The organism is Collinsella sp. LCP19S3_A7 (genome assembly GCF_052121995.1).
GTDB lineage: Bacteria > Actinomycetota > Coriobacteriia > Coriobacteriales > Coriobacteriaceae > Collinsella.
The window spans coordinates 119,415-145,824 of record NZ_JBQKDE010000001.1; the positions used below are offsets into that span (position 1 = coordinate 119,415).

Genomic DNA, 26,410 nt, shown 5'->3' on the forward strand with positions numbered 1-26,410 from the left:
AAGAGACCCGGGTTTTGTGTATACACCGCATGTGTGGAATGAGCCGCGTTTCACCTGGACCGAGGAGTTGCTATGGACCTGCCCATCAGCCTACAAGACATTACGTATGCCGAGAATTACCTGGCGCAGGGAGACCTGGCCACGGCGACGCCGCTGCTGGAGCGTTTGGTGGAGCTCGCCGAGGAGTATATCGATGCCGAGTGCAAAACGGAGGAGAACCGCCAGTACTTTAGCTTCGATAGCAAGTTTGAGCGCCTGGCCTACCGCCGCGTGGAAAAGGATCCACGCGAGCTGGTGCAGGTCGAGGTGCCCTTTGATCGCCTGTACTCCGACATGGCGTTTGCCTACATCCGTCAGCAGGATTATGTTAGCGCCCGCAATGCCTTGATGCAGGCCGTGCGCTGGGACCCCATGAACTGCAACTACCGACTGGATCTGGCCGAGCTGTTCCGTGCGCTCGAGGACAAGCAGGAGTGGGCTTCGCTTTCGTTTTCGGTGCTGGAGCGTGCGAGTGACGGCAGGTGCGCCGCCCGCGCCTACGCCAACTTGGGCCAGTACTTTTTGGAGCCCGAGACCGAGAACGTCTCGGCGGCCGTGGGTTGCGCACGTCTGGCGCTGCGCTTGGCCCCTGGCGATTCACATACGACGCGCTTGCTCAGCAAGATCCATGCCACCTATCCGGATGCCGCCGACGAGAGTGATGAGCATGTGATGGGCGAGCTGGCGTTGCAGGGCGTACCGACCTCGCCTTCGGCCGAGATTGCCATTTGTCTGATTATGTGTGCGACCGACGCTGCGGGCGACGGTGACAAGCAGGAGGCTACACGCCTGACGGTCCGTGCCCGCGACCTGGTGGGCGAGGAGGCATGCGCGGCGATCATTAAGCTGGTGCGCGAAAGCGATGCCGAGCTCAACGCCGAGCGCAAGGCCAAACGCGAGGCCGCGAGCGGGAAAGCCGATGACGCCGAGGAGGCCGGCGATGCCCAGTAAGCGCGAGCGCAAGCTCATCTCCAAGAATCGTTCGGCGCATCACGAATACTTTATCGACGAGACCTTTGAGTGCGGCATTGAGTTGAGCGGTACCGAGGTCAAGTCGATTCGCGAGCGCGCCTGTCAGATTACCGATACTTTTGCGCTGATTCGCGGCGGCGAGTGCTGGCTGGTGGGTTTGCACATCCATCCCTATAGTCACGGTGGCGTGTGGAACCGTGATCCCGATCGCCGGCGCCGTCTGCTGCTGCATCGCAAGGAGATTGATTTTCTTGACGGCAAACTGCGCAACCGCGGCTATGCACTGGTGCCGCTCGAGCTCTACTTTAATACCGATGGTCGCGTTAAGCTGCTGTTGGGCCTGGGCCGTGGCAAAAAGCTCTACGACAAACGCGAGGACATGGCCAAACGTGACGTTCAGCGCGAAATCGATCGCGCGCTTAAGGAGCGTAATCGCTAAGGGTTGATATCCGGGCGGGCGGGGATGTTCATCCATCACTGTTGTCGTACTCCCGGTCTGCTCCTCGCAAGTTGCGGTGGAATAGTTCCTGTTTGTTGGGTATCCAGGCTTAAACAGGGACTTTTTCACCGCAACTGCGTGTGGCTCATTTTTCTTACCGTTCTGACACATATGTCTCATTGTGGGTATATACGTCTGCAAGGCTCAATTCCGAGTTAGGGGAGTGATCGTTTTGGATAAAACTGCGTTCTTTACGATGCCCTGCGGGCTGTATGTGGTGAGTGCCGCGGCAGATGGATCGCGCGCCGGCTGCATTATCAACACCGCGGTGCAGGTGACGTCCACGCCGCCGCGCATTTCGGTTGCCGTGAACAAGGAAAATGTCACGTCTGGCGTTATCTCGTCTGCCAAGGCCTTTGCGCTGACCGTGATCGATCAGACGGCCGATATGCCCTACATTGGTAACTTTGGATTCCGTACCAGCAGCAACTATGACAAATTTGCCAAGTACGAGACGCGCGAGACCGCACTGGGCATGCCCTATGTTCCCGAGCATGCGGCGGCCTTGTTTAGCTGCCGTTTGATCGACACAGTGGATGTGGGCACGCATCTACTGTTTATCGGCGAGGTCGAGGATGCCGAGCGCCTGAGCGACGAGACGCCGCTCACCTACGATTACTACCATAAGGTCCTGAAGGGCAAGACGCCGCCCAAGGCGTCTTCGTACCAAGGGTAGAAATGCGGTAAAACCGCTTGCATTATATTATTAAGAATATATACTAATAAGCAAAGTACATCAGCAGCCACGTTCGAGAGGAGAACATCATGGCCGAGGAAAAGAAGACGTACAAGTTCGTGTGCACCGTTTGCGGTTACGAGGTAGAGGTCGACACGCCCGAGCTGCCCGAGGATTACGTGTGCCCGGTGTGTGGCGTCGGTCCCGATCAGTTTGAGCTCGTCGAGGAGTAGCTCGTAGACACACGACTTGCAGCAACATATAGCTCTGTCCAAGGGCCCCGGTCGGATATCCCGGCCGGGGCCCTTTTCCTCCGTCCCCAAGGGATCACGGCTGCTATTAGCCGATCCTGTCTGTTGTGAGTCCGGCCGACCTTTTGTCTTAACCTGCAACATCTAACGGCTCAAAACGGGTCTTCCTGTTACAGAACGAGACAAACCAAAACCATCATTCTCAAAATCTCAATCTATAACATTTAGGCACGTAAACCCCCTCTACTTGTTACAGATCGAGACAAAAGGTTGGGGCTGAAGAAATATCTCGATCTGTAACATCTGGGCGCGGAAATTGGGTCCACTTGTTACAGATCGAGACAAACTGAAACTATCTCTCAGAAAATCTCAATCTGTAACATCTAAGGGCTCAAAGCGGCCTCACGTGTTACAGATTGAGACGTTATATCTGGACAGTCACGCCATCCCATTACATCCCCGTTAGCAGCACGATGTCGAGAATCGTCACGATGACACCGATCCCTACGAGCAACGCGTTGAGCGGGCGCGAGTTGGCGTATTTGCCCATGACGCGGGGCGAGCTGGTGAGTCGTATGAGCACAAAGACCGTAATCGGCAGCTGAAGCGACAACAGTGCCTGACTCCAAATGAGACCCTCAAAAGGATTCGGGACGATCAGGCACGCCGCCACTGCGCCGACGAAACAGGCCGCCACTCCGATCGAGGAATGTCGGTCGTGGATGTCGTATTCCTCGTCGAATATGCCCGCGGTGATGGTGCCCGCCGCCATGCCCGCCGTCACGCTACTCGATATGCCCGCAAACAGCAGTGCCACCGCAAAGATGGTCGAGCTTGCCGGGCCCAGAATGGGGGAGAGCGTGGCCGCTGCGACGGCGAGGTCGTCTACGACAATGCCGTGCGCAAAGAAGGTCGTTGCGGCCAGGATGACCATGGCCGAGTTGATTGCCCAGCCCACACCCATCGAAAAGAGCGTGTCGAAGAGCTCGTAGTGCAGGCGTTCTTCGATAACCTGCTCGCCTTGGCCTTCGAAGTGCATGGATTGGATGACCTCGGAGTGCAGGAAGAGGTTGTGGGGCATAACGACCGCGCCTAGGACACTTACGATAATCGCGACTGAGCCGGTGGGCATACTGGGTGTGATCCAGCTTGTGGCGGCTTGCGGCCAGTCGACCTTTACCAGCAGAAGCTCGGCTAAAAACGAAAGTCCCACCACGCCCACGAAGGCGATGATCCAGCGTTCGGCGCGTTTGTAGGAGCTTGTCATGAGCATGACAATCGATGCCGCCGCCACGATGATGCAGCCGACACGTACGGGCAGGCCAAAGAGCATTTGAAGTGCGATCGCACCGCCCAGGACTTCGGCCATGGCGGTGGCGACCGTGGCTAGATACGCGCTGCCGAGTATCGCACGCCCGACGAGGCGGGGCAGGTGGCGCGTCGTGGCCTCGGCAAGACACATGCCCGTGGCGATGCCCAAGTGAGCCGCGTTGTGTTGCAGCACGATGAGCATGATCGTGGACAGCGTGACGATCCACAGCAGCGCGTAGCCAAACTGCGAGCCGGCGGCCATATTGGAGGCCCAATTGCCCGGGTCGATAAAGCCGACGGTCACGAGCAGCCCGGGGCCGATATGCCGTGCGATGTCGAGTCCGCCGTGGCCACCGGTGCGCGGGGAGCCAAAGTGTTGTTTGATATGGTCGATCATGGTGCACTCCTGCGTGCCGTTTGTTTGACGCCGCAAAGGATACCCGTTTTAGGCTCGAAATCTGACCATGACTAACAAAATTGTTGTGATGGTAAAAGGGGGTTGCCGAAATGTCTTGATCTGTAACAACTAGGGATGGAAATTGGGCCTAGGTGTTACAGATCGAGACAGGAAGAAATGGTCCTATGGAAAATCTCGATCCGTAACAGCTGACCGCCAAAACCGGCCCTTCATGTTACAGATTGAGACATTCGTAACCGTCTCTCGAGAACATCTCAATCTGTAACAGTTAGTCGTCGAAATTGGGTCTTCCTGTTACAGATTGAGATGTTTGAAGCGGTGAGCTTACAGGCCGAACCTGGGCCCTTGTTGTTGCCCTTGAGGTCGGCGGTGTCCACTCGTAGGGCGTGCATTACGCAATTGTTTCGAAACGGGCGGGAAACACAATGGGCCGGCGATGCTTCTAGTATGCCTATTCAACTGACTGTCTAAATATCTAGGGGAGGATCGCGATGCAGGCAGATTCCGCTCAGCAGCAGGGCCTTTATCGCCCCGAATTCGACCACGATGCATGTGGCATCGGCGCGCTTGCCGATATCAACGGTGAGCGCCACCACCAGATTCTGGACGATGCGCTGTCCATTCTGGTCAACCTGGAGCACCGCGGTGGCACGGGACTCGAGAAGAATACCGGCGACGGCGCCGGCATCCTGTTCCAGGTTCCGCATCACTTTTTCCGCAAAGAGGCTCAAAAGTGCGGCCAGATTCTGCCGGCAGAGGGCGACTATGGCGTGGCCATGCTGTTCTTCCCGCAGGACGACAAGGGCGTAGAGGATGCCCGCCGCGTGTTTGAGGAAGGCTGTGCCGAGGCCGGCGTGCCGCTGCTCTTTTGGCGCGAGGTGCCGGTCGACCCTCACGATCTGGGCGAGACGGCCCGCGCCTGCATGCCCACCATCCTGCAGGCCTTCCTGGGCCGTCCGGACGACACGCCCGCCGGCGATGCCTTTGAGCGTCGCCTGTACGTGTGCCGCCGTGCCATCGAAAAGAAGGCCGACGCCGAGTTTGCCCTGCGCGACAAGATCTTCTATGTGTGCTCTATGAGCTCGCGCACCATCGTGTACAAGGGCATGCTGGTCGCCACGCAGATGCGCCGCTTCTTTATCGATCTCAACGACGCCGCCGTTAAGACGGCCGTGGCGCTCGTCCACTCGCGCTACTCCACCAACACCACGCCTAGCTGGGAGCGCGCACATCCCAACCGCTTTATTATCCACAACGGCGAGATCAACACCCTCAAGGGCAACGTCAACTGGATTCGCGCCCGCGAACCTAACCTGTACAGCCCCGTGCTGCAGCATGATCTTGAGCGTGTGATGCCCATCATCAACCGCGAGGGTTCCGACTCCGCGATTCTGGATAATGTGCTCGAGTTTTTGGTCATGAACGGCCGTCCGCTCACGCGTGCCGCGTCCATGTTGCTGCCCGAGCCGTGGGACCACAACGACAACCTGAGCGAGGAGCGTCGCGCCTACGATGCCTACCAGTCCATGCTCATGGAGCCCTGGGACGGCCCGGCGGCCATCGCCTTTACCGACGGCCGTACGCTGGGTGCCGCCCTCGACCGCAACGGCCTGCGCCCGGCTCGCTACTACGTGACGCGCGACGGCCGCTTTATGCTGGCAAGCGAGGTGGGCACCATCGAGGTGCGTCCCGAGAATATCCTGACAAGCGGTTGTTTGGGACCGGGCCAGATGCTCGAGGTCGATTTTGCCCGCGGCCGTGTGATCTACAATGATGAGCTGCGCGCCCGCTATGCCAAGGAAAAGCCCTACCGCGATTGGATTGCCGAAGAGACGCTGACCGTTGACGCGCTCGACAAGCCCGCCGCGGCAACGCCCGCCGAGGATGCCGAGGTGCCTGCCGCCGTGCGTATGGCCAAGCTCGGCTACCACTGGGATGATGTTGACGAGGTCGTGCGCCCCATGGCCCAGCAGGGCAAGGCCCCGCTCGCCTCGATGGGTATCGATGCGCCGCTGGCCTGCCTGTCCAAGAAGACGCGCTCGTTCTTTGACTACTTCTATCAACTGTTCGCCCAGGTCACGAACCCGCCGATCGACGCCCTGCGCGAGCATATGGTCACCTCGACCACGCTCTACCTGGGCAACCACGGCAACCTGCTCGAGGACTCTCGTACGGCCTGCCAACTGGTGCGTCTGGAGCGCCCGCTGCTGAGCGAGGAGGAGTTCGACCGCATTTGCGCGATTGACCGTGTTGGCTTTAAGACCTGCCGTTTCCGTGCCGTTTACCGCCGCGATGCCGGAGAGGGCGCGCTGCAGGCTGCGCTCAAGCAGCTTGCAGAGGACGTTGAGGCTGCGGTCCGCGACGGCGTGAACATCGTGGTGTTGAGCGATCGCGCCGGAGCGGACGAGGTACCCGTGCCGTCGCTGCTCGCCGTGGGCTGCGTGCACAACCACCTGATCCGCGCCGGCGTGCGTACCTTTGCCGACATTGTGGTGGAGTGTGGCGACGCCGTGTCTCCGCACGACTTTGCGGCGCTGGTGGGCTACTCCGCGAGCGGCATCTATCCGTACAACGCGCATGCGTGCATTCGCGACTTGGCGGCGCACGGCGATCTGGACGTGACAGCCGAGCAGGGCATCGCCAACTACAATAAGGCTGCGACCGCCGGCATCGTTTCCATCATGTCCAAGATGGGCATCTCCACGGTGCAGAGCTACCATTCGGCGCAGATCTTCGAGGCCGTGGGCTTTACGCCGGAGTTCGTCAACGCGTACTTCGCCGGCACGGTGAGCCGCGTGGGCGGTATGGGTGTCGAGGACGTTGAGCGCGAGCAAAACGAGCGCTACGACGCCGCGCTCGCAATCCTTAAGAGCCCGGCTCCCGATCAGCTGCCCACGCTGGGTCTGACCAAGTGGCGCCCGCTCGGCGGCGAGGATCACCTCATCGATCCGCAGACTGTCTACTTGCTGCAGACCGCCTGTCGTGAGGACAGCTACGACACCTTTAAGGAGTACAGCGCCCGCCTGCACCGCACCGGCCGTGCCGTGCGCCTGCGTGACTTGCTCGACTTTAATGCCAACGGCCGCACGCCGGTTTCGCTCGACGAGGTGGAGCCCGCGCGCAACATCGTCCGCCGCTTTAACACCGGTGCCATGTCGTACGGTTCTATCAGCAAAGAGGCGCACGAGTGCATGGCCATCGCCATGAACCGCCTGCATGGACGCTCTAACTCGGGCGAGGGCGGCGAGGATCCGCGTCGCGAGACCCCGCTGGCTAACGGTGACTCCAAGAACTCCGCCATCAAGCAGGTGGCAAGTGCGCGCTTTGGCGTAACGAGCCGCTACCTGTGCAGCGCCTTCGAGATTCAGATCAAGATGGCCCAGGGCGCCAAGCCCGGCGAGGGTGGCCACCTGCCCGGTAAGAAGGTCTACCCCTGGATCGCCGAGGTCCGTCAGTCCACGCCCGGCATCGGCCTGATCTCGCCTCCGCCGCACCACGACATCTACTCCATCGAGGACCTGGCAGAGCTGATCTTTGATCTTAAGAACGCCAACCCCGGTGCGCGCGTGTCGGTCAAGCTGGTCAGCGAGGCCGGCGTCGGCACCATCGCCACCGGTGTGGCCAAGGGTGCCGCCGACAAGATCTTGATCAGCGGCCACAATGGCGGCTCGGGTGCCGCGGCGCGCGATTCCATTTGGCACGCCGGCCTGCCGCTGGAGCTCGGCCTTGCCGAGGCTCAGCAGACGTTGCTGCAAAACGGCCTGCGCTCCCGCGTGGTGCTCGAGGCCGACGGCAAGCTCATGGACGGCACCGATGTTGCCGTCGCCTGCCTGCTGGGCGCCGAGGAGTTTGGCTTTGCGACCATGCCGCTCATCTCCATGGGCTGCCTCATGCAGCGCGACTGCCAGCAGGACACCTGCCCGGCCGGCATCGCCACGCAAAACTGTCGCCTGCGTCGCGGCTTCCGCGGCAAGCCCGAGCACGTTGAGCACTTTATGCTCTTTGTTGCCGAGCAGCTGCGTGAGGTCATGGCGAGCCTGGGCTTCCGCACCGTCGACGAGATGGTCGGCCATCCCGAGTGCCTGCGCCAGATCGAGGTACCGGGCAACCGCAAGGCCAACCTGCTTGATCTGTCGCCCGTGCTGGCGAGCGCGACCTGCGAGTTCGGTGCCCATATCCCGGGCGCCGACGGTCGCCACTTCCTGCCGCAGATGGCTGCGGACAGCGAGCTCGACAAGACGCTCGACTCCACGTTGTTTGTGCCCTATACGGCCGATGCCCGTGCGCACCTGCGTCCGATTCGCTTCCGCGCCGATATCGCCAACGTCAACCGTTGCGTGGGCACCATCCTGGGCAATGCGGTGACCAAGGCGCATCCCGAGGGTCTGCCCGCCGGCTCCATCACCATCGATTGCGATGGTTCGGCCGGTCAGAGCTTTGGCGCCTTTCTGCCGCGCGGCATTACGCTCAACGTGTGCGGCGACGCCAACGACTACTTTGGCAAGGGCCTTTCGGGCGGCGAGGTGTCGGTGCGCCCCAACCCGCATGCGACCTACAAGTTCGACGAGAACATCATCGTGGGCAACGTGGCGTTCTTTGGTGCCACGAGCGGCCGCGGCTTTATTAACGGCCTGGCAGGCCAGCGCTTTGGCGTGCGTAACTCCGGTGCCACCGTGGTGGTCGAGGGCTGCGGCAACCATGGCTGCGAGTACATGACGGGCGGCCTGGCGCTCATCTTGGGCGAGGTCGGGCAGAACTTCGCCGCCGGTATGACGGGTGGCGTGGCCTATGTCTTTGACCAGTACGGCACGCTCGAGGCCCGTGTGAACCACGAGAGCGTGGAACTCAAGGCCCCGACGGCTGTCGAGCTGGCGCAGATTCGCGCGCTCATCCAGGAGCACGTGGACGCGACGCAGAGCCCGCGCGGCATTAAGCTGCTCTACAGCTTCGAGACGATGAGCAAGCACTTTGTGAAGGTCATTCCGACCGAGTACGAGCGCGTGCTGGCGATTGTCGCTGCGGCCGAGGCCGTGGGCAAGACGCATGCGCAGGCCGAGGAGTTGGCGTTTGACATCGTGACCGGCCGCGCGAGCAACGCGGATGTCGCTCGCTTTGATGTCGCGGGCGGTGCAGCGGGCACTGCGCCCGTGGCTGTCAGCTCTGTTGCTTCGACCAAGAAGGAGGCGTAAGTGCCATGGGTAAGCCCGGTGCTTTTCTTGATATCGATCGCGTGACCCACGAGCTGCGCCCCGTGGAGGAGCGCAGCCGCGATTTCGATCCGCTGTATGTGGAGCTCGACGACGATACGCGCCGCGCCCAGGCGAGCCGCTGCATGATGTGCGGCGTGGCGTTTTGCCAGATGGGTGCGAGCTTTGGCAAGGCGCGTCCGAGTGGCTGTCCGCTGCACAACCTGATTCCCGAGTGGAACGAGCTGGTGTATCGCGGTCGCTGGGACGAGGCGGCCGAGCGCCTGTCGCTCACCTCGCCCATGCCCGAGTTTACGAGCCGCGTGTGCCCGGCACTGTGCGAGGCTGCGTGCAACCTGGGTTCGGTCGACGGCCAGCCCACAACGATTCACGATAACGAGCGCGCGATCAGCGACCACGAATGGGCAAACGGCGGCCCGCGTCGCTTTGAGCCGGCAGGGGAGGACGCGCCCTCGGTCGCCGTGGTGGGCTCCGGCCCGGCTGGCCTGGTGGCTGCATGGGAACTTGCGCGTCGCGGTGCCCGCGTGACGGTGTTTGAGCGCGACGACCGCCCAGGCGGTCTGCTCATGTACGGCATTCCCAACATGAAGCTCGAGAAGTCCGTGGTCGAGCGCCGCGTGGCGCTCATGCGCGAGCTGGGCATTGTCTTTGAGCTGGGTACTGACGTTACGAACCCTGCGGTGGCGGCCAAGCTCAATGGTTTTGACGCCGTTGTGGTGGCTGCCGGTGCTCGTACGCCCCGCGGTCTTTCGGCTACGAATGTGGATGCCCCGGGCGTGGTGTATGCCGTGGACTACCTGACGGCTTCGACCGTCTCGGTGCTCGACGGCGACGAGCCCGCGGTGAACGCGCGCGGCCTGGACGTTGTGGTCATTGGCGGCGGCGATACCGGCAACGACTGCGTGGGTACCGCGGTGCGCCAGGGTGCACGCAGTGTGCGTCAGTTTGAGTTTTTGCCGGCCGCGCCCGATAAGCGTGCGGCGAGCAACCCCTGGCCACAGTGGCCCAACGTTAAGAAGACCGACTACGGTCAGCAGGAGGCTATCGCTGCCATGGGCGGCGAGATGCGTGCTTGGGGCGTGGATACGCTTGAGGTATTGCTGGACAAGAAGGGCGCTGCCGCGGGCCTGCGCGTGGTCGATCTGGACTGGTCGGCCGGCAAGCCCGAACGCATTGCGGGCTCCGAGCACGAGGTGCCGGCCCAGCTGGTGCTGATCGCCTGTGGCTTTACGGGTCCGGAGCACGGCGTGTTCGATGCTGTTAGCGTGCCTATTGCCACGGCGGGCCGTCCGTTGCCCGTGATGGCCTCCGAGGACTCGCATCTTGCGGCTCGCGTGGATGGCGTTGCTGCGGATGCCGCGCCGGTGTATGTGGCCGGCGATGCCCGCAACGGCAGCTCGCTCGTGGTGAGTGCCATGGCCGACGCCCTCGCCTGCGCAGCCGAGGTCGCCGAGGCGCTGGGGCTGTAAGACAATCACGGAGTTACTCAACAATCGAATCGGCAAGGGCTGTCCCCAACGGCCGGCATATAAGGAACGTCCCCAAGTGCCGGCAGCTGGGGACGTTCCTTATATGCCGGCATCCGGGGACACTCCTTGCGGGTTTGCGAGCGTTTTGCTCGTTTGCCGACGTTTGGCTGCCTACCCGTTGGCGTTTGCGCTCGTTGCGCTCTGCTGTTTATGTGGCGGCTTTAGTTGTTTGCGGACAGCGGCGCGGGTGATTCGTCTAGTTCTACCTGCGATTTTGTGGCAATTTGTATAATCTGCAAGTATCCCGTCAAGTGCTTGGTCAGCATCTGGTTTGCAGCCCGATGCCCATTTCGCCCGTGATGGCGGCGACCACCCGCCCTCCTCGTAAGCTCAAATTGAGGTTTATCAGTTTGAGGAGGATGCCATGGCTGATCATGTTTTGGACCGGGGACGTCTGGCCGAGGCCGTCGGTGACGATATTGCCGGCATGGCCCAGTTTTGGATGCTGCGCAAGTTTCAGTTTTTGGAGGCGGCGCGTACACAGTTCGAAGTGATAGTCGATCCATGGCTCAGCTATTGCGAGGAGCCCTCGCAAAATGAAATCATGGCCTATAACATGGCATTTACCGATTGGCTGCTGTTCGAGCGTCCCTATTACCATGGCAAGACGCTGCTTGAGCTGTATGTTGACGAGCCGCCGGCGTCGCTTTCGCCCGTCTCGCTCAAGCGGCTCGAGCAGGTGCGCGACACGCACTATTTCTCTCGCTTTGGCATTTTGGATAAGGATCCCGCGACCGGTATGGTCGCGCTGCGTGACACGCGTACCGACCGTCGCTTTGACGTCTACGATCCGCATATCGTGCAAAAGGAACACTGGCGCGATGGCGCGATTGCGGTGCGCCTCGCGTGCGTCGACGATGTCTGGCTGACGGCGGGGCAGCTCTACCTCTACGACATTGCGCGCCTGAGCGATACGGCGGTCGACGGGCCTGGCGCCGTGCATCCTGAGGACCTAGAAGATGGCTTCGATACCTCGTGTATCAGCTTCTTCTTACGGCTGGTTCGCGACATCATGGGTGCCCAGGGGCGCTACGTAAAGTCACTCAACATCTACAAACAGGAATGGGAGTAGGGGATGGGCATCTGCCACCGCCGCCCGTCTATTTGTCTAAATCTGTAACGTTTAGGGGTCTGGAGAACGTCTAACTGTTACAGATTGAGACGTTTGGCACCTGGCAGGGGGGATGTCTTGATCTGTAACATCTGCAGGCCAAAACTCGATCCAACTGTTACAGATCGAGACGTTTGGCACCTAGCTGGGGAAATGTCTCAATCTGTAACATCTACAGGCCAAAACTCGATCCAACTGTTACAGATCGAGACAAAGGCTGGACGCGGTGCCGAACAATCTAAATCTGTAACAACTAGAGGCTCAAAGACTGTCTTCCTGTTACAGATCAAGACATTTGTCAGCGGAGGCAACGGTGACGATGGTCCATTTGTCTGACGTGGTGGTGATGGAAGTGTCTAATACCGTTTTCAAACACAAACATGCAGCACGTAGCACCTTGGCGCGGAATAGGATGCTTGCCAGGCTCACGGAGACGGCTGAACAAGGCGTGCTGCTTGCGACGCACGACAATGCCGAGCTCATGTGGCTGCGGCGCCATGTGGGCACAGACGATATTGCGGAGCCCGAATCGCACTTATTCTGTTTTCAGCATGAATGGGATGCGTTGACGCCGCCGGAGCGGGCTCGGCGGACCATCAAGGGGCTTGCGGAGTTTCATCCCGATTGGGCGTTTTGGGGATATGACGCTGCGCTGATATGGGGTCTGGAGGTGCCTAATGATCTGCTCGGGCCGCGTTACTTGGTCAAGACGGGTTGTTCGGTGGCGTTGAGTACGGGATATAGGCTGCTGCGTCCGCAGGCGGCGGGTGCGCTTGAGCGCGTCGACGGCGTGCGAGTGACGCCGTTTTGGCGCACGGTGGAGGATTGTCTGCTGCGTGCGCCGTTTTCATATGGTCTGGCGATTGCCGATTCTGCGCTGCGGGCGAAGGGCATATCGCGCGACGACCTCTGCGAACGGCTCCAGGCCGATTGCGAGGGCAGACGCGGGTATCGCAGAGCTCAGGTGATTGCGTCGCATGCGGACGGGCTGTCCGAAAACGGTGGCGAGTCTCGGTTCCGAGCGTTCTTTATTGCATACGGTTTTCCGGTGCCAGAGTTGCAGGTGGAGTTTCGCGATCCGCTCGATTCGAGCCAGGTGTTTCGGGTCGATTATTTCTGGAGGCTCGAGGACGGGACGTGCGTGATTGGCGAGCTCGATGGAAAGGGGAAGTATACCTTACAGAACGGTGGGGATCGGGAGTCGGTCGATCCGTTCGTAGCAGAGCGTCAGCGGGAATCTCATCTGACAATGCTCGGGCACAAGGTGCTGAGGTTCACGTTTGATGAGCTCAAGAACCCGGGGAAGCTGGCTGAAAAGATGAGGCTGGCGGGTATTTCGCAGCGGGCCGATTTGGCTGAGGGATGGAAGCGTCAGTGGTATGGGCGCTGAGGGATACGACTAACGCGGATGTGGTTGTTCCTGTCGAGTTTGTCTCGATCTGTAACAACAAGGGGCCGTTTGGCCTCGTAACTGTTACAGATCGAGACAGAAGGTTGGCTGCCGCTAAAAGATCTAAATCTGTAACATCTAGAGGCCGAAAACCCGTCTACATGTTACAGATTTAGATGTTTGACGACAGGGCTGGAGAATATCTCGATCTGTAACATCTAACGGCCAAAATTCGACCCAACTGTTACAGATTGAGACAAAGGCTGGACGCGGTGCCGAAAGATCTCGATCTGTAACATCTGACTGCTAAAACCTGGTCTACCTGTTACAAATCAAGACGTTTTGCTGGAACGGCTGGAGCATTGCCGTGCTGTCTCCGTTTGCCCTCACATCTCTCTCGTCCCTCCGCTAACCGATATGTTCGACTTTAGTTTGCTGCATTAGGTGATAATGGACAAATGTTCAAGTTAATCGTGAGGGAGGAGCTCGATATGGCGTCTGCCGATCGTTCCACGTTGTTTATCAATGCGACCGTCCTGGATGGTTCGGAGCATATGGAGCCGCAGCCCGACATGGCCGTGGCCGTTGAGCGCGGTGTCATCACGTGGATGGGGCCGAGTGCTGTGGCGCAGGCGCCTGCAGGTGCCGAGGTCCTCGACCTGGCCGGGGCGTATCTCATGCCGGGCCTCATCAATATGCATGTGCATCTGTGCGGCTCGGGCAAGCCGGTTTCGGCGGGCGATGCGGGCACGCTGATGAAGAAGCTCGATAATCCCGTGGGGCGCGCTATCGTGCGCCATATTCTTAAGGGCAGCGCCCAACAACAACTGGCAAGCGGCGTGACCACGGTGCGCGGCGCGGGCGACCCGCTGTTTGCCGATCTGGCTGTGCGCGATGCTATCGACGCCGGCAAGTATCAGGGTCCGCGTTTGGTGGCGCCGGGAACGGGCGTCACGGTGCCGGGTGGCCACGGCGCGGGCTTGTTCGCCCAGGTGGCCAACAGTCCCTCCGAGGCGGCCGAACAGGTGCGCGACCTGTATGCGCGCGGTGCCGACGTCATTAAACTGTTCGTAACGGGCGGTGTGTTCGATGCGACCGAGGTGGGCGAGCCGGGCGTGCTGCGTATGCCGGTGGAGGTTGCCGCGGCGGCGTGCAAGGCAGCGCACGATATGGGCCTTCCGGTTATGGCTCATGTCGAGAGCATCGAGGGCGTGAAGGCCGCGCTCGAGGCCGGCGTCGATACGATCGAGCACGGCGCTCCGTTGACGCCCGAGATCCTGGAGCTGTACCGCGGCGCCGCGGGAACTCAGCTCGAGGGGCGTGCGCCGAGTGTGACCTGCACGATCAGCCCCGCACTGCCGTTTGTGCTGCTCGATCCGGAGAAGACTCATTCGACTGACACGCAAAAGAAGAACGGCGATATCGTGTGCTCGGGCATTATCGAGAGCGCTCGTGCGGCGCTGGAAGCCGGTATCAAGGTAGGTTTGGGTACGGATTCGAGCTGCCCGTTCGTGACCCAGTACGACATGTGGCGCGAGGTGGCCTATTTTGCCAAGTACGTGGGCGTGAGCAATGCGTTTGCGCTGCATACGGCTACGCAGGTCAATGCTGAGCTGCTGGGGCTGGGCGGCGAGACCGGTGCGATCGAGTGCGGCAAGGCTGCCGATATCCTGGTGACGCGCGAGAACCCGCTCGATGACCTGTGCGCTCTGCGCGAGCCGATGCACGTGATGTGTCGTGGCGATCTGGTGCGCAAACTCAAGGTGAGGCGTATTCCCGAGGTGGACGCCGAGCTCGACACGATTATGGCCATGCCAGCCGAGGCGCTTGCCGAGGAGCTTGCCCGCGACGGCGTGGCGTAGGTGTGACGGGGGCGGGCCCTTTGTCGCATTCAAAAAAGCCGAGGTCCCAGTGCGAGGCCTCGGCTTTTATTTTGTCCTGCGGTATGGCGGCTACGAGCGCGTCTCCATCTTGGCGTGGCACTTGGGGCAGGTGACGCGGATCTTGCCTTTGCCCTTGGGAACGGAGAGCATCTGGCCGCAGTTGGGGCACTTGAGGTATGCCGTGGTCTTGCGACCCTTCCACATCTTCTTGGCCGTGCGCTTGGCACGCTCAAAGTCTTCCTTACTGGTGCCGGCCGCGCGTGAGGTGCTGGCCGCTGCAGCGCCGCCACCCAAGCTGGCGACAAACTTGCCCAAGCCGGGGACCTTAGCCGAGCCGGCGACAAAGGCCTCGTTCTCCTTGCGACGTGCGTCGATGTTTTTGGACAGGCCGCGCAGTACGCCGATCACGATGACGGCGATGGCGATCCAACTGAGCCACTGGACGCGGGCCATCGATCCGATCATCGCGATGACGATGCCCGCAAAACCCATCACGATGGTGAGCTCGTCGGCGCCATTGCGGCCCTTCATAAAGTCATTCATGCAAATTGCCTTTCATTCGATATGCCGCACGCCTTTATACCCGATTTAGAGCAAGGGGGACAGGTTAATCTGCACCAATGCGGTGCAAACATACCTGTCCTCGGAACATCAAGACGGTGCAAAGTGGTTTGTCCCCAATGCGCCGATTACTTAGAGAGCTTGTCGACGACGCGTTCGATCTCGGCGAGCTTCGCGGCTTTGAGGTCTTCGTCGCCCGATTCGATTGCCGAAGTCACGCAGCCCTCGATATGCGCCTTGAGCACGTCGGCGTTAATGCGCGCGAGGAGTGCCTGTGTGGCCATGAGCTGCGTGGAAATATCGACGCAGTAGCGGTCCTCCTCGACCATCCGCAGGATGCCGTCGATCTGGCCGCGCGCCGTCTTGAGCATACGGTTCACCGATTTGTGGTCTGCCATCATGGCGGGTCCTCGTTTCTGGTCGATGGGGTCGAATGCTTCTGGTAGCTGCTAGGCTGCGGTCACGGACAGGGCGTGGAACTTCTCGCCGGCGCCCTCGACGGCGGCAGCGAGCTGCTCAGCGGCCACGGTGTCGGCGCACTCCACCTGTACCGTCTGAGTCTCGTGATCGGCATCGGCGTCGGTCACGCCGGCCACGTTGAGCAGTGCCGTCTCGACAGTAGCGTCGCAGTGGCCACACATAAGGCCGGAAGTCTTAATTGTGTAACGCATGGGTATTCCTCTCTGTTATGTCGGCTTTCCCAGGCACCCGACCTTGACCTTCAAGCCGTCGCTCGCGTACCAAAGTACGCGTCGCTCCTCTTTCAGGTCAATCTCGGGCACCTGGAAAACCCGTGCTAAATGGACGTAATGGTGAGCCTATTTTGCCACTTTAGGCTTAAAGGATTTCAGGCGCAGAGCATTGGACACGACGCACACGCTCGACAGGCTCATGGCTGCGGCGCCAAACATCGGCGAGAGCTGCCAGCCGGTGAGGGGGAAGAACGCGCCCGCAGCGAGCGGAATGCCGATGCCGTTGTAGAACAGCGCCCAGAACAGGTCTTGCTTGATGTTGCGAATCGTGGCGCGCGAAAGCTCGATAGCGCGGGCGACGTCCATGAGGTCGCTGCGCATGAGTACCACATCTGCCCCTTCCTTGGCGATGTCGGCGCCGGTGCCGATAGCAAGGCCCACGTCGGCGCGCGCCAGGGCGGGGGAGTCGTTGATGCCGTCGCCCACCATGGCGACCTTGCCGCCCGCATCCTGCAGTTCGCGCACGTGGCGTTCCTTGTCGGCGGGAAGCACGTCGGCAATGACCTGCTTGCTGCTCAGTCCTACGCGGCGGGCGATTGCTTCGGCAGTGACGCGGTTGTCGCCGGTGAGCATATGCACGTCGACGCCGAGCGAACGCATTACAGCGATGGCCTCGGCGCTCGTCTCCTTGACCTCGTCAGCCACGGCAATGGTGCCGACAAGCTCGCCGTTCTTGGCAAAGAACAACGGTGTCTTGCCCTCGGCGGCGAATCGCTCCGCAAGTCCTGAGGGCACGGTGATACCCAGCTCGCTCATCAGGCGAACGTTACCGGCAGCGATGGCGTTTTGTCCCTCGCGCGCCGTAACGCCTCGTCCAGGCACGGCGGCAAAGTCCTCGACCATGCGCGCCACGATTCCGCGCGCCTCGCACTCGGTCATAATCGCCTCGGCCAGCGGATGCTCGCTCGAGCGCTCCAGCGCGGCAGCGAGCTTCAGTAACGCCTTTTCACTCATGGCGGGCGAGCCATCGGCGCGCGTGGCTACCACGATATCGGTCACGGCGGGTTTGCCGCGGGTGACCGTACCCGTCTTATCGAGCACCACGGTACCCACGCCGCGCAGGTTCTCCAGCGCCTCGGCGCTCTTAAACAGAATGCCCATCTCGGCGCCCTTGCCGGTGCCTACCATAATGGCGACGGGCGTGGCTAGGCCGAGCGCGCAGGGACAACTGATCACCAGCACGGCCACGGCGGAGGTGAGCGCCTCGTTTATGCTGCCGGTCAGTGCCATCCACACCGCAAAGGTCACGGCCGAGATCACGAACACCACGGGCACGAACACGCCGGCGACCTTGTCGGCCATGCGGGCGATGGGCGCCTTGGTGGCGTTGGCGTCCTCGACGAGCTGGATAATCTTGGCGAGTGATGTCTCGGCACCAACCCGCGTGGCGCGGAAGGTAAACGAGCCGGTGCGGTTGACGGTGGCGGCGTTGACGGTGTCGCCGGCGGCCTTTTCCACGGGGATTGACTCGCCGGTGAGCGCACTCTCGTCCACGGCCGAGCTACCCTCGAGCACCACGCCATCGACGGGGATTGACTCGCCGGGGTGCACACGCAGGACCTGGCCGGGAAGGATGTTATCGACGTCGACGGTGGTTTCGCTGCCGTCGTCGGCAACGACGGTCGCGGTTTTAGGCGCCAGATCGATGAGCGCCTCGATGGCGCCGCCGGTTTTGGACTTACTGCGCGTCTCGAGGTATTTGCCCACGGTGACGAGCGACAGGATCGTGCCCGCGCTCTCAAAATACAGATTGTCCATGCCTGTCATCATGGCCTCGTGCACCTGCCCCGTGGCCAGCTGGTCGGCCATGATGAACATGGCATAGAGCGACCAGGCAATGGAAGCGGTGGCGCCCACGGCGATGAGGGCGTCCATGGTGGGTGCGCCGTGCGCGAGCGATTTAAACCCGTTGATAAAGTACGCGTCGTTGACGTAGACGATGGGGATGAGCAGAACGAGCTCGGTGAGGGCGAGCGTCATGCTGTGGATATGGTCGGTGAAGATGCCGGGCAGCGGCCAGCCGAGCATGTGTCCCATGCCTATGTAGAACAGTGGGATGAGGAAGACGATCGAGACGATGAGGCGGGTGCGCATGGCAGAGGCGGCGGCCTCCAACTTTTTGGTGGGCGACTCCATATGGGCGGCGCCGGACCTGGCTTGCGCGCTGCCGTTTGAGCCGGCGGCACCGGTGCCCGTGCTGACGGGTGAGGCCGAGTAGCCCGCGCGGTCGACGGCGGTGCAGATATCGTCGGGGGAGACCTGCGCGGGGTCGTAGTCGACCATCATGGAACCGGCGAGTAGGTTGACCGCGACGCTTTGGACGCCGTCGAGTTTGCTCACGGCACGGTCCACGTGCGCCTGGCAGGCGGCGCATGTCATGCCGCCTACGTCGAACTTATCTTGAGCCATGGCTTCTCCTTTCTGTGGTTCGGTGTTGGAATTGTTAACCTCTCGATACTATACACCCATACCCCCTGGGGGTGTATGGCAAAAGTTGAAATGTATGACATTCCGATACGGGTGTCGACTGCCAAGTTAGTGCACCATCCTCGCCCTTCGTCTCAATCTGTAACATCTAGTTCCGTTTTTGCCGAGTTACTGTTACAGATTGAGACAAACAATTCGGAGGTTGCTTAACATCTCGATCTGTAACATCTGGCAGGGAAAATGACCTCTATCTGTTACAGATCGAGATGTTGTTTTGCGAGGCTTTGGTTTGTCTCGATTCGTAACGTGTAGACCTGGTTTTGCCTCGTAACTGTTACAGATTGAGACAATTGGCCCAGACCCGCCCCGCCCGCCCCGTCATCTGTGGTTTACGTGGGGGCATACGGAGTACGGGTATACTAACCGGCGGCGAATCTGCTCCATCGCTTAGAGCTGCTGCGTCTGGACGGCGCGTGATATGGCTGCCAAAGCGATCGCCAGCGTGCTGAGCAACGTCCTCTCTGTGCGCACCCGTTTTTGTATGTACTAGCGCACTACCAAGCACGCCCGCGCGGCCGCATGCCGTGCCCCTTGCGCGTGCAGATAAGGAACAACAACATATGCGTAATTCTGTATCCGACGTCACCGACGCCGAGATCCTGGACGAGACCCGCGAGGCCATGGCCCAGGCTGCCTTCGATGCGGCCGACGAGGCCAGCGCCGCCGAGACCGTCGAGTCCGCTACCGAGAACCTGCCCGCCTTTGACGAGCTGGGTCTTTCGGACGAGATACTTCGTGCCATCGAGAACCTGGGTTACACGGCGCCGACGCCCGTGCAGGCCGGCTCGATCCCCGTGGTGCTCGAGGGCCGCGACCTGCTTGCCGCCGCTCAGACCGGCACCGGCAAGACGGCCGCCTTTTTGCTGCCGACCATGAACAATCTGGAGCACATCGCTCCTCCCAAACCTGTGCGCGAGCGCGGCGGCCGTAACCGTCGTCGCGGTGCTAAAAAGCCCGAGGGCAACGGCCGCGGCCCCGTGATGCTCGTCATCACCCCTACGCGCGAGCTCGCCCAGCAAATCGACGAGGTCGCGAGCAAAATCGCCGACGTCACCGGCCATGTTGCCGTGACCGTCGTGGGCGGCGTGAGCTACAAGCCGCAGACCGCTGCCCTCAAGTACGGCTGCGACATCCTGGTCGCAACGCCGGGCCGTCTGGTCGATCTGATCGAGCAGGGTGCCTGCCACCTGGACGAGGTCAAGGTGCTGGTGCTCGACGAAGCCGACCGCATGCTCGACATGGGCTTTTTGCCCGCCGTTCGCCGTATTGTGCGCGAGACGCCGGCCGAGCGCCAGACGCTGCTGTTCTCGGCGACCCTCGACGAGGAGGCCGTGGGAGAGATCACCGACCTGGTGAGCGACCCGGCCCGCGTGGAGATCGCGCCCGCCACGTCGACCGCCGACACCGTCGACCAGTTTGTGTTCCCGGTGTCCATCGAGGCCAAGAACAACCTGCTGCCCGAGTTCCTCAAAAAGGAAGGCCCGGAGCGCACCATCGTCTTTATGCGCACCAAGCACCGTGCCGACAGCTGCTGCCGTCGCCTGGAGCGCAAGGGCATCAAGGCTGCCGCGATTCATGGCAACCGCAGCCAGGCCCAGCGCGAGCGCGCGCTTTCGGCCTTCCGCGACGGCACCGTCGACGTGCTGGTGGCAACCGACGTGCTCGCCCGCGGCATCGACATCAGCGACGTGCGCTACGTCGTGAACTTTGACGTGCCGGCCGAGCCGACCGACTACATCCACCGTATTGGCCGTACGGGCCGCGCCGGCGAGCTGGGCTGGGCCATCACGTTTGTGACCGAGCAGGACGTGGATGAGTTCTACGAGATCGAGAAGCTCATGGACAAGACTGCCGACATCTACGAGGCCGGCGACCTGCACGTGGGCCCCAATCCGCCCGCGGTTGATCCCGAGCGCGACCCTGCGGCCTTTAAGGTGAAGAAGAAGACCAAGCGCGGCAAGTCCAAGAGCAAGAAGAAGCTTGAGCAGGCGCGTCGCGACGGCAAGCGCAACGGCGACGATTACGGCGATGTGGCCGGTCGTTCCAACCGTGGTCGCGATGAGCGTCGCGGCGACAGCGAGCGCCCGAGCCGTCCCAAGCGCGGCGGCAAGACCCGCGTGCGCGAGGGCGTTCAGGCTCGCGTGGACGAGGCCGTGGAGAGCGTGGCCCGCGAGGTGGCTGCCGAGGAGCGTGCCGGTGCTGGTGCCGTCGAGCCGGCCCCGCGCGGCAACCGTGCCGAGCGCCGTGCCAAGCAGTTCCAGGGCGAGGCACATCGCCGTCGCCGCGAGGACGAGGACCGCGGCGGTCGTCGCCGTGTTGAGCGCGAGGAAGAGGGCCGTGGCTCGCGCGGCGGCAAGCGCGGCGCGGGCGACCGCCGTCGTTCCGGTCGCGATGGCGAGCGCGGCGGCCGCGGCGGCGAGTCCCGTGGCGGCAAGCGCTTTGAAGAGCGCGGTGGCCGCGGCGGTGAGCGTCGCGAGGATGCTCGCGGAAATGGCGGCCGCAGTGGCGCCGGCCGTTCTGGCGAGTCGCGCGATCGTCGCGATCCGCGTGCCAGTCGAGATCGTCGCGATGACTGGCGCAACTACGACGATACCCGCGAAGAGCGCCGCGGCGGCTATCGCGGCGGACGTGGCGGCAACCAGGCCGGCTCCCGTGGTGGCCGTGCCGGCGGTCGCGATAACCGTGGCAGCTATGGCAACAGCCGTGGCGGCAAGCGCGGCGGCAGCTCCCGTCGCCCCGGTGACGGCGGCGGCAGGCGCAAGTAACTATACGCGTCGCGCGGTAAGGCGACACGAGTTTGGGCCTCGAGCAGACTATGCTCGAGGCCCTTTTACTGAGCTCAGTATTAGTTGGGGCCAGTCTTCTTCGTGGAAACGCGCGGAGACGGTCGCGGCAAGAGATACGGGCTATCGACCTAGTTGGAGATTCGCGTATGCGGGGGCCGACATCAACGCAGGGCATGAGGTTTTCTGCTGACGCGCGGCGGCTGCGGTGCCCGGGCGGACACGCCGGGGATTTCGCCCGCTGCCTGGCGCCCTTGCCGCCATCCGGCTTTCGCGCTCGCATTCTTTTGGATGCGGGCGTGTTTTTTCACGGCACGCACGGGTCCCCTAGGGCGCGCCGTGCATTTTTGGGAGTTTTCAGCAAGCCGGGGTGGCTGCATACGCGCCGGAATCGTCTTTTTGAGCCAGCGGGATCCTTCGGCAGGCGATTTGGGTTGGCTGACGGCGTCCGGCGCGGCGATAACGCGCGTTTCGCGTCGCGCCGTGCCCCAAAACGACGCCAATCGCGCGGCGTCCACGATTCGCGGCACCGCCTGCGGGGGCCGCGATGCTGAAAACTCCGGTTTTTGCACGGTACAAGCGGGGGTACGTTGGGACGAGAAGGGGTGCCCCCGTCTTTTTATGCATGACGCAAGCGAAATTATGCAAGACAATAGGGCGCCATGCGCCGGATACCCAGCCTGGGCGCGCCATACGCCGACGCTTAGGCCCTCGATATCTCGGACATCATCACGCTCTAAATACTAACCCAGCAACAAAATCATCCGTCTTTTCTCCGTCCCCATGGGATCGGGTGTGGTATTCTATCTACTGGGTATAACTTAGGGATACCAAGTAATACCAACGCCGCAGAAACAAACTCCAGATGCGGGCCAATCGGGTTGCCTTCACAGCCCGTCGCCCAGCCGCGTGGCCCGCATCTATCCGCACTACCGTCGTTTCAAAAAGGAAGCGCCATGGCAGAACACATGACCCCGGTTGTCGCGAAGGTCTTGCCCGAGGAAAAGGCGGCCTTCGCGGCGGCAACCCAGCTCGTGGGCACCACGCCGTCCAACGCCATCCGCATGTTTATCGCCGCGTTCAATCGCTGCGGCACCTTCCCGTTCGATATCTCGCCCAACGGGGCCTTTGGCGCTGCACCCGATTCTCATCAACAATGACTGTCCCAAACTGCCGGTACTTGGGGACGTTCATTTTCTGCCGGCAGTTAAGGAACGTCCCCAAGTACCGGGTTTTGAGGAGGCTGGCATGCTCAATGCGATAGCGTGGGCGCTCGCCTGTTTTGGCGTTGTCGCTGCCGATATTGCCCTGAGCGTGGTTCTGTTTTCTGTTCTCGATGCCGTGTCGGTGCTGACGGGCTATCCGATTGACAATCTCGATATTCAATGGTTCCAAGCCGCCGCTCAGACGGCGTCGTTTTTGATGGCGCTGCTGTGGTGGCGTTATCTGTGGCCGCGCTCGTTTATGGCGCGCTCGCAAAGCGAGCATCCGCTCAGCGGGGGAGCGCGTGGGGCGTGGAAACGCATCGCCTGCGTTATCGTGATCGGTCTTGCCCTGCAGGTGGTCGTTAGCTACGTGACCGACGCCGTGCTGTCGCTGTTGCCCGATGCCGCGGCCGACTACAGCGAGCTTGTCGAGGAAACGGGCATGGGCGATACCAGTCCTCTTGCCGTCCTGACCACGGTGCTCGGCGCGCCGTTTTGCGAAGAGCTCCTGGTGCGCGGTGTTATCTTTGAGTTTTCGCTGCGTGCGTTTAATCCCCAGTGCCGTCCGCTCTGGAAGCGTCGGCGTCGTGCGAGTGCGCAAGACGGCGCCATAGTGCCCTGGGCGGCCCCAAGCACGTGGGGTGTCGCCGCGGCGATTGTGCTGCAGGCGGCAATCTTTGGTTTTATGCACATGAATTGGGTGCAGGGTTGCTACGCGGGTGCCGCCGCCCTCATCTTTGGTTGGGTGCTCGTGACGACCGGAAAGCTCCGCTACACGATCCTGCTGCACTTTGCCTTTAATGCCGGGTCGTATCTCATGGGCCTGCTCTGGTTTGTGAACACGCCGCTCGACGTGGCAATTACGGTCGCTATCGCCGGCGTCATCCTCGTTGAGGCAATGCGCTCGTTGCGCCACGCGTGTGGGATGGACGCAGCGAGCGCATTGCTGCCTTAGTTTCGGCGACCGCCTCCGTTGGCACCCTGACGCCCCTGAGCCGCACGGTTGCGCCCGGCGGTGTTCTGCGCGCGCGACATGCCGCTGTGCCCTCTGCTGCCCTTGGGTCCCTTGGCTCCAGCGCCGCCAGCGCCACCGTGGCCCTTGCCGCTCTTCTTACTGGTGCCATGTCCGCCGCCGGCAGATGTCTCGCCCGGGCGCGGCGGCACGGGACGGATCAGGCAATGCTTGGTGTAGCCGATCAGGTCGCGACGGCCGGCTTTCTCTAGCGCCTCGCGCACGAGCTTGTAGTTCTCGGGCTTGCGATACTGGATGAGTGCGCGTTGCATGGCCTTCTCGTGCGGGTCGCGCGCCACATAGATCGGCTCCATGGTGCGCGGATCCACGCCGGTGTAGTACATGCACGTCGACATGGTGGACGGCGTGGGGTAGAAGTCCTGCACCTGCTCGGGCATGTAGCCCATGTCTCGCACGGCTTCGGCAAGGTCCACGGCTTCCTTCATCGTCGATCCGGGGTGGCTCGAGATCAGATACGGCACCACGTACTGCTTGAGTCCGTACTCGCGGTTCAAGCGTTCAAATTTACGGCAGAATGCGTCGTAGACGGCTCGGCTCGGTTTGCCCATCACGGAAAGCACCGCGTCGCTCACGTGCTCGGGTGCTACGCGTAGCTGGCCCGAGACGTGGTGCTCCAGCAGCTCGCGCAAAAACTCGTCCGAGGCATCGGCCATGGTGTAGTCGAAGCGGATGCCGCTGCGGACAAAGACCTTCTTGACGCCCGGCAGCTGGCGCAGGTCGCGCAGCAGCTGGGTGTAGCCGCTCTCGTCGACCACCATGTTCTTGCACACGCTCGGCCACAGGCATCGCTTGTTCTTGCATACGCCGTGCTTGAGCTGCTTGTCGCAGGCGGGACGGCTAAAGTTGGCCGTCGGCCCGCCCACGTCGTTGATATAGCCCTTAAACTCGGGATCGCGCGTGAGCAGCTCGGCCTCGCGCATGATCGAGTCGTGGCTGCGCATCTGCAACACGCGACCCTGGTGGAAGGTGAGCGCGCAAAACGAGCACTCGCCAAAACAGCCGCGGTTGGAGCTAATGGAAAACTTGATCTCGGCAAAGGCCGGCACGCCGCCCGCCGCGTCGTAATCGGGATGCCAATCGCGTGCGTAGGGGAGCTCGGCCACCTCGTCCATCTCGTCGGTGGTGAGCGTCGCCGACGGCGGGTTCTGCACCACATAGACGCTGTTGGGGTAGGGCTCTACCAGGCGATGTCCGGTGATGGGGTCCATATTCTGCTGCTGCACGTTAAAGCTGCGCGCGTAGTTGAGCTTGTCGGCGGTAAGGTCGTCCCAACTGGGCAGCAGGTCATAGTCGTAGACCTCGTCGAGCGAACCCGTGCGGTAGACGGTGCCGTTGATATAGGTAATCTGATCGACGGGCAGTCCCGCGTCGAGCGCGTCGGCGATCTCGACAATCGCGTGCTCGCCCATGCCGTAGATGAGGATGTCGGCGCCCGAGTCGAGCAGTACCGAGCGCTTGAGCTTGTCCTGCCAGTAGTCGTAGTGGGCCAAGCGACGCAGGCTTGCCTCGATGCCGCCGATGATGATGGGGGCGTCCTTGAATGTCTGGCGGATGAGGTTGCCGTAGACCGTGACGGCACGGTTGGGGCGGTGTCCCTCCTCGCCACCGGGGGTATAGGCGTCGGTGTGGCGGCGGTGCTTGGTCACCGAATAGTGGTTGACCATGGAGTCCATGTTGCCGGCGCTGACGAGAAAGCCCAGGCGCGGCTCGCCGAGCACGGTGATGCTGGCGGGGTCGGTCCAGTCGGGTTGGCAGATGATGCCCACCTTGTAGCCGTGCGCGTCGAGGACGCGGCTGATGATGGCCATGCCAAAGCTGGGATGGTCCACGTAAGCGTCGCCGCAGATGTAGACAAAGTCGCACTGGTCCCAGCCGCGCGCATCCATGTCGGCGCAGCTGACGGGGAGGAACTTATCGCGGCCCGGGCGCCAGGGGCGGACAGGCGCTGCCGGGGCATGCGCGGGGCGCGAGCCCTGGGCTTTGCTTCCACGCTTTTGCTGCTGGCCGCGCTGGGCATGCTTGCCGTGCTGGTTGTGCTGAGCGTCCTGGGGCTTTTTTGCCACGATTCCTCCCGGTGTTTGTATGCTACACGTAATTGTAACCAGTCTTTTTGGGACGGGGCTAAAAAGACTGGTGGAGTACACGAGGTGTCGGGTGTCGATGCCGCGCCCGCCGTTTGTTTCCAGACGGTGTATCTGCGCGTTGGGGAGTCCGTCTCGAGGGCGCGCCATGTTGTCAATGGGTTACAGTATGAACGGCGGCTATGTTTCCGCCAACGCACGAGAGGGTCGTCAACAAGGAGG

18 protein-coding genes are annotated in these 26,410 nt (G+C 61.8%); 12 read left to right on the forward strand and 6 right to left on the reverse strand.

Features of this window, described 5'->3' with window-relative positions; translation table 11 throughout:
• The first annotated feature begins 72 nt into the window (after window positions 1-72).
• The 4 genes from ACTQV3_RS00555 (at window position 73) to ACTQV3_RS00570 (ending at window position 2,419) form a co-directional block, all read left to right on the forward strand.
• Window positions 73-990 (forward strand): hypothetical protein, encoded by a 918-nt coding sequence (locus tag ACTQV3_RS00555; RefSeq protein ID WP_427727424.1) that lies wholly within the window; start codon window positions 73-75, stop codon window positions 988-990.
• Window positions 980-1,450: an SsrA-binding protein SmpB gene (gene smpB, locus ACTQV3_RS00560; protein ID WP_006235325.1), complete on the forward strand. Its 471-nt coding sequence runs from the start codon at window positions 980-982 to the stop codon at window positions 1,448-1,450. Before ACTQV3_RS00555 ends, smpB begins: the two co-directional genes overlap by 11 nt.
• 232 nt (window positions 1,451-1,682) lie before the next feature.
• Window positions 1,683-2,186 (forward strand): flavin reductase family protein, encoded by a 504-nt coding sequence (locus ACTQV3_RS00565; RefSeq protein WP_427717758.1) that lies wholly within the window; start codon window positions 1,683-1,685, stop codon window positions 2,184-2,186.
• Between the two features lie 89 nt (window positions 2,187-2,275).
• The gene (locus tag ACTQV3_RS00570; protein ID WP_035137395.1) at window positions 2,276-2,419 is read left to right on the forward strand and encodes a rubredoxin-like domain-containing protein; all 144 of its coding nucleotides are present in this window, start codon (window positions 2,276-2,278) and stop codon (window positions 2,417-2,419) included.
• Between the two features lie 469 nt (window positions 2,420-2,888).
• On the opposite strand, the gene ACTQV3_RS00575 is transcribed toward ACTQV3_RS00570, so the two are convergent.
• Window positions 2,889-4,145, reverse strand: coding sequence for an Nramp family divalent metal transporter (locus ACTQV3_RS00575; protein ID WP_441067538.1), 1,257 nt, complete (start codon window positions 4,143-4,145; stop codon window positions 2,889-2,891).
• A 512-nt stretch (window positions 4,146-4,657) separates the two neighbouring features.
• Here ACTQV3_RS00575 and gltB point away from each other — a divergent pair.
• The 5 genes from gltB to ACTQV3_RS00600 all read left to right on the forward strand — a co-directional run bounded on the left by gltB (window position 4,658) and on the right by ACTQV3_RS00600 (window position 15,265).
• Complete coding sequence (gltB, locus tag ACTQV3_RS00580) at window positions 4,658-9,355, forward strand: glutamate synthase large subunit (protein ID WP_441067536.1); 4,698 nt, start codon at window positions 4,658-4,660, stop codon at window positions 9,353-9,355.
• Between the two features lie 5 nt (window positions 9,356-9,360).
• Complete coding sequence (locus ACTQV3_RS00585; protein WP_441067534.1) at window positions 9,361-10,842, forward strand: glutamate synthase subunit beta; 1,482 nt, start codon at window positions 9,361-9,363, stop codon at window positions 10,840-10,842.
• Window positions 10,843-11,266: 424 nt separating this feature from the next.
• Entirely contained in the window at window positions 11,267-11,974 is a 708-nt protein-coding gene (locus tag ACTQV3_RS00590; protein ID WP_441067532.1) for a hypothetical protein, read from the forward strand.
• 352 nt (window positions 11,975-12,326) lie between these two features.
• Window positions 12,327-13,403, forward strand: a complete 1,077-nt coding sequence (locus ACTQV3_RS00595; RefSeq protein WP_441067530.1) for a hypothetical protein — start codon at window positions 12,327-12,329, stop codon at window positions 13,401-13,403.
• A gap of 491 nt (window positions 13,404-13,894) precedes the next feature.
• Window positions 13,895-15,265, forward strand: coding sequence for an amidohydrolase family protein (locus ACTQV3_RS00600; RefSeq protein WP_441063529.1), 1,371 nt, complete (start codon window positions 13,895-13,897; stop codon window positions 15,263-15,265).
• Window positions 15,266-15,355: 90 nt separating this feature from the next.
• On the opposite strand, the gene ACTQV3_RS00605 is transcribed toward ACTQV3_RS00600, so the two are convergent.
• The 4 genes from ACTQV3_RS00605 to ACTQV3_RS00620 form a co-directional block, all read right to left on the reverse strand.
• The gene (locus ACTQV3_RS00605) at window positions 15,356-15,829 is read right to left on the reverse strand and encodes a hypothetical protein (protein ID WP_427717775.1); all 474 of its coding nucleotides are present in this window, start codon (window positions 15,827-15,829) and stop codon (window positions 15,356-15,358) included.
• A 146-nt stretch (window positions 15,830-15,975) separates the two neighbouring features.
• Entirely contained in the window at window positions 15,976-16,248 is a 273-nt protein-coding gene (locus ACTQV3_RS00610) for a metal-sensing transcriptional repressor (protein WP_154515956.1), read from the reverse strand.
• A 48-nt stretch (window positions 16,249-16,296) separates the two neighbouring features.
• Window positions 16,297-16,518, reverse strand: a complete 222-nt coding sequence (locus ACTQV3_RS00615; RefSeq protein ID WP_441067527.1) for a heavy-metal-associated domain-containing protein — start codon at window positions 16,516-16,518, stop codon at window positions 16,297-16,299.
• A gap of 147 nt (window positions 16,519-16,665) precedes the next feature.
• Window positions 16,666-19,008, reverse strand: a complete 2,343-nt coding sequence (locus ACTQV3_RS00620; RefSeq protein ID WP_441067525.1) for a heavy metal translocating P-type ATPase — start codon at window positions 19,006-19,008, stop codon at window positions 16,666-16,668.
• A gap of 638 nt (window positions 19,009-19,646) precedes the next feature.
• Here ACTQV3_RS00620 and ACTQV3_RS00625 point away from each other — a divergent pair.
• The 3 genes from ACTQV3_RS00625 (at window position 19,647) to ACTQV3_RS00635 (ending at window position 24,029) form a co-directional block, all read left to right on the forward strand.
• Entirely contained in the window at window positions 19,647-21,851 is a 2,205-nt protein-coding gene (locus ACTQV3_RS00625) for a DEAD/DEAH box helicase (protein WP_441067523.1), read from the forward strand.
• A 974-nt stretch (window positions 21,852-22,825) separates the two neighbouring features.
• Window positions 22,826-23,029 (forward strand): type II toxin-antitoxin system RelB/DinJ family antitoxin, encoded by a 204-nt coding sequence (locus ACTQV3_RS00630; RefSeq protein ID WP_055252556.1) that lies wholly within the window; start codon window positions 22,826-22,828, stop codon window positions 23,027-23,029.
• Window positions 23,030-23,117: 88 nt separating this feature from the next.
• Window positions 23,118-24,029: a lysostaphin resistance A-like protein gene (locus ACTQV3_RS00635; protein WP_441067521.1), complete on the forward strand. Its 912-nt coding sequence runs from the start codon at window positions 23,118-23,120 to the stop codon at window positions 24,027-24,029.
• On the opposite strand, the gene ACTQV3_RS00640 is transcribed toward ACTQV3_RS00635, so the two are convergent.
• Window positions 24,026-26,170 carry a YgiQ family radical SAM protein gene (locus ACTQV3_RS00640; RefSeq protein ID WP_441067519.1) on the reverse strand — a complete coding sequence of 715 codons (2,145 nt, stop codon included), beginning with the start codon at window positions 26,168-26,170 and terminating at the stop codon, window positions 24,026-24,028. The genes ACTQV3_RS00635 and ACTQV3_RS00640 overlap by 4 nt on opposite strands.
• Between the last annotated feature and the right edge of the window lie 240 nt (window positions 26,171-26,410).

Excerpts from the sequence above, each read along its gene's own strand:
- ACTQV3_RS00625 (WP_441067523.1), top strand. The coding sequence starts at position 19,647 with ATGCGTAATTCTGTATCCGACGTCACCGACGCCGAGATCCTGGACGAG.
- ACTQV3_RS00570 (WP_035137395.1), top strand. The coding sequence starts at position 2,276 with ATGGCCGAGGAAAAGAAGACGTACAAGTTCGTGTGCACCGTTTGCGGT.
- ACTQV3_RS00630 (WP_055252556.1), top strand. The coding sequence starts at position 22,826 with ATGGCAGAACACATGACCCCGGTTGTCGCGAAGGTCTTGCCCGAGGAA.
- ACTQV3_RS00590 (WP_441067532.1), top strand. The coding sequence starts at position 11,267 with ATGGCTGATCATGTTTTGGACCGGGGACGTCTGGCCGAGGCCGTCGGT.
- ACTQV3_RS00575 (WP_441067538.1), bottom strand. The coding sequence starts at position 4,145 with ATGATCGACCATATCAAACAACACTTTGGCTCCCCGCGCACCGGTGGC.
- ACTQV3_RS00585 (WP_441067534.1), top strand. The coding sequence starts at position 9,361 with ATGGGTAAGCCCGGTGCTTTTCTTGATATCGATCGCGTGACCCACGAG.
- ACTQV3_RS00555 (WP_427727424.1), top strand. The coding sequence starts at position 73 with ATGGACCTGCCCATCAGCCTACAAGACATTACGTATGCCGAGAATTAC.
- ACTQV3_RS00610 (WP_154515956.1), bottom strand. The coding sequence starts at position 16,248 with ATGATGGCAGACCACAAATCGGTGAACCGTATGCTCAAGACGGCGCGC.
- ACTQV3_RS00605 (WP_427717775.1), bottom strand. The coding sequence starts at position 15,829 with ATGAATGACTTTATGAAGGGCCGCAATGGCGCCGACGAGCTCACCATC.
- ACTQV3_RS00600 (WP_441063529.1), top strand. The coding sequence starts at position 13,895 with ATGGCGTCTGCCGATCGTTCCACGTTGTTTATCAATGCGACCGTCCTG.
- smpB (WP_006235325.1), top strand. The coding sequence starts at position 980 with ATGCCCAGTAAGCGCGAGCGCAAGCTCATCTCCAAGAATCGTTCGGCG.
- ACTQV3_RS00620 (WP_441067525.1), bottom strand. The coding sequence starts at position 19,008 with ATGGCTCAAGATAAGTTCGACGTAGGCGGCATGACATGCGCCGCCTGC.
- ACTQV3_RS00615 (WP_441067527.1), bottom strand. The coding sequence starts at position 16,518 with ATGCGTTACACAATTAAGACTTCCGGCCTTATGTGTGGCCACTGCGAC.
- gltB (WP_441067536.1), top strand. The coding sequence starts at position 4,658 with ATGCAGGCAGATTCCGCTCAGCAGCAGGGCCTTTATCGCCCCGAATTC.
- ACTQV3_RS00635 (WP_441067521.1), top strand. The coding sequence starts at position 23,118 with ATGCTCAATGCGATAGCGTGGGCGCTCGCCTGTTTTGGCGTTGTCGCT.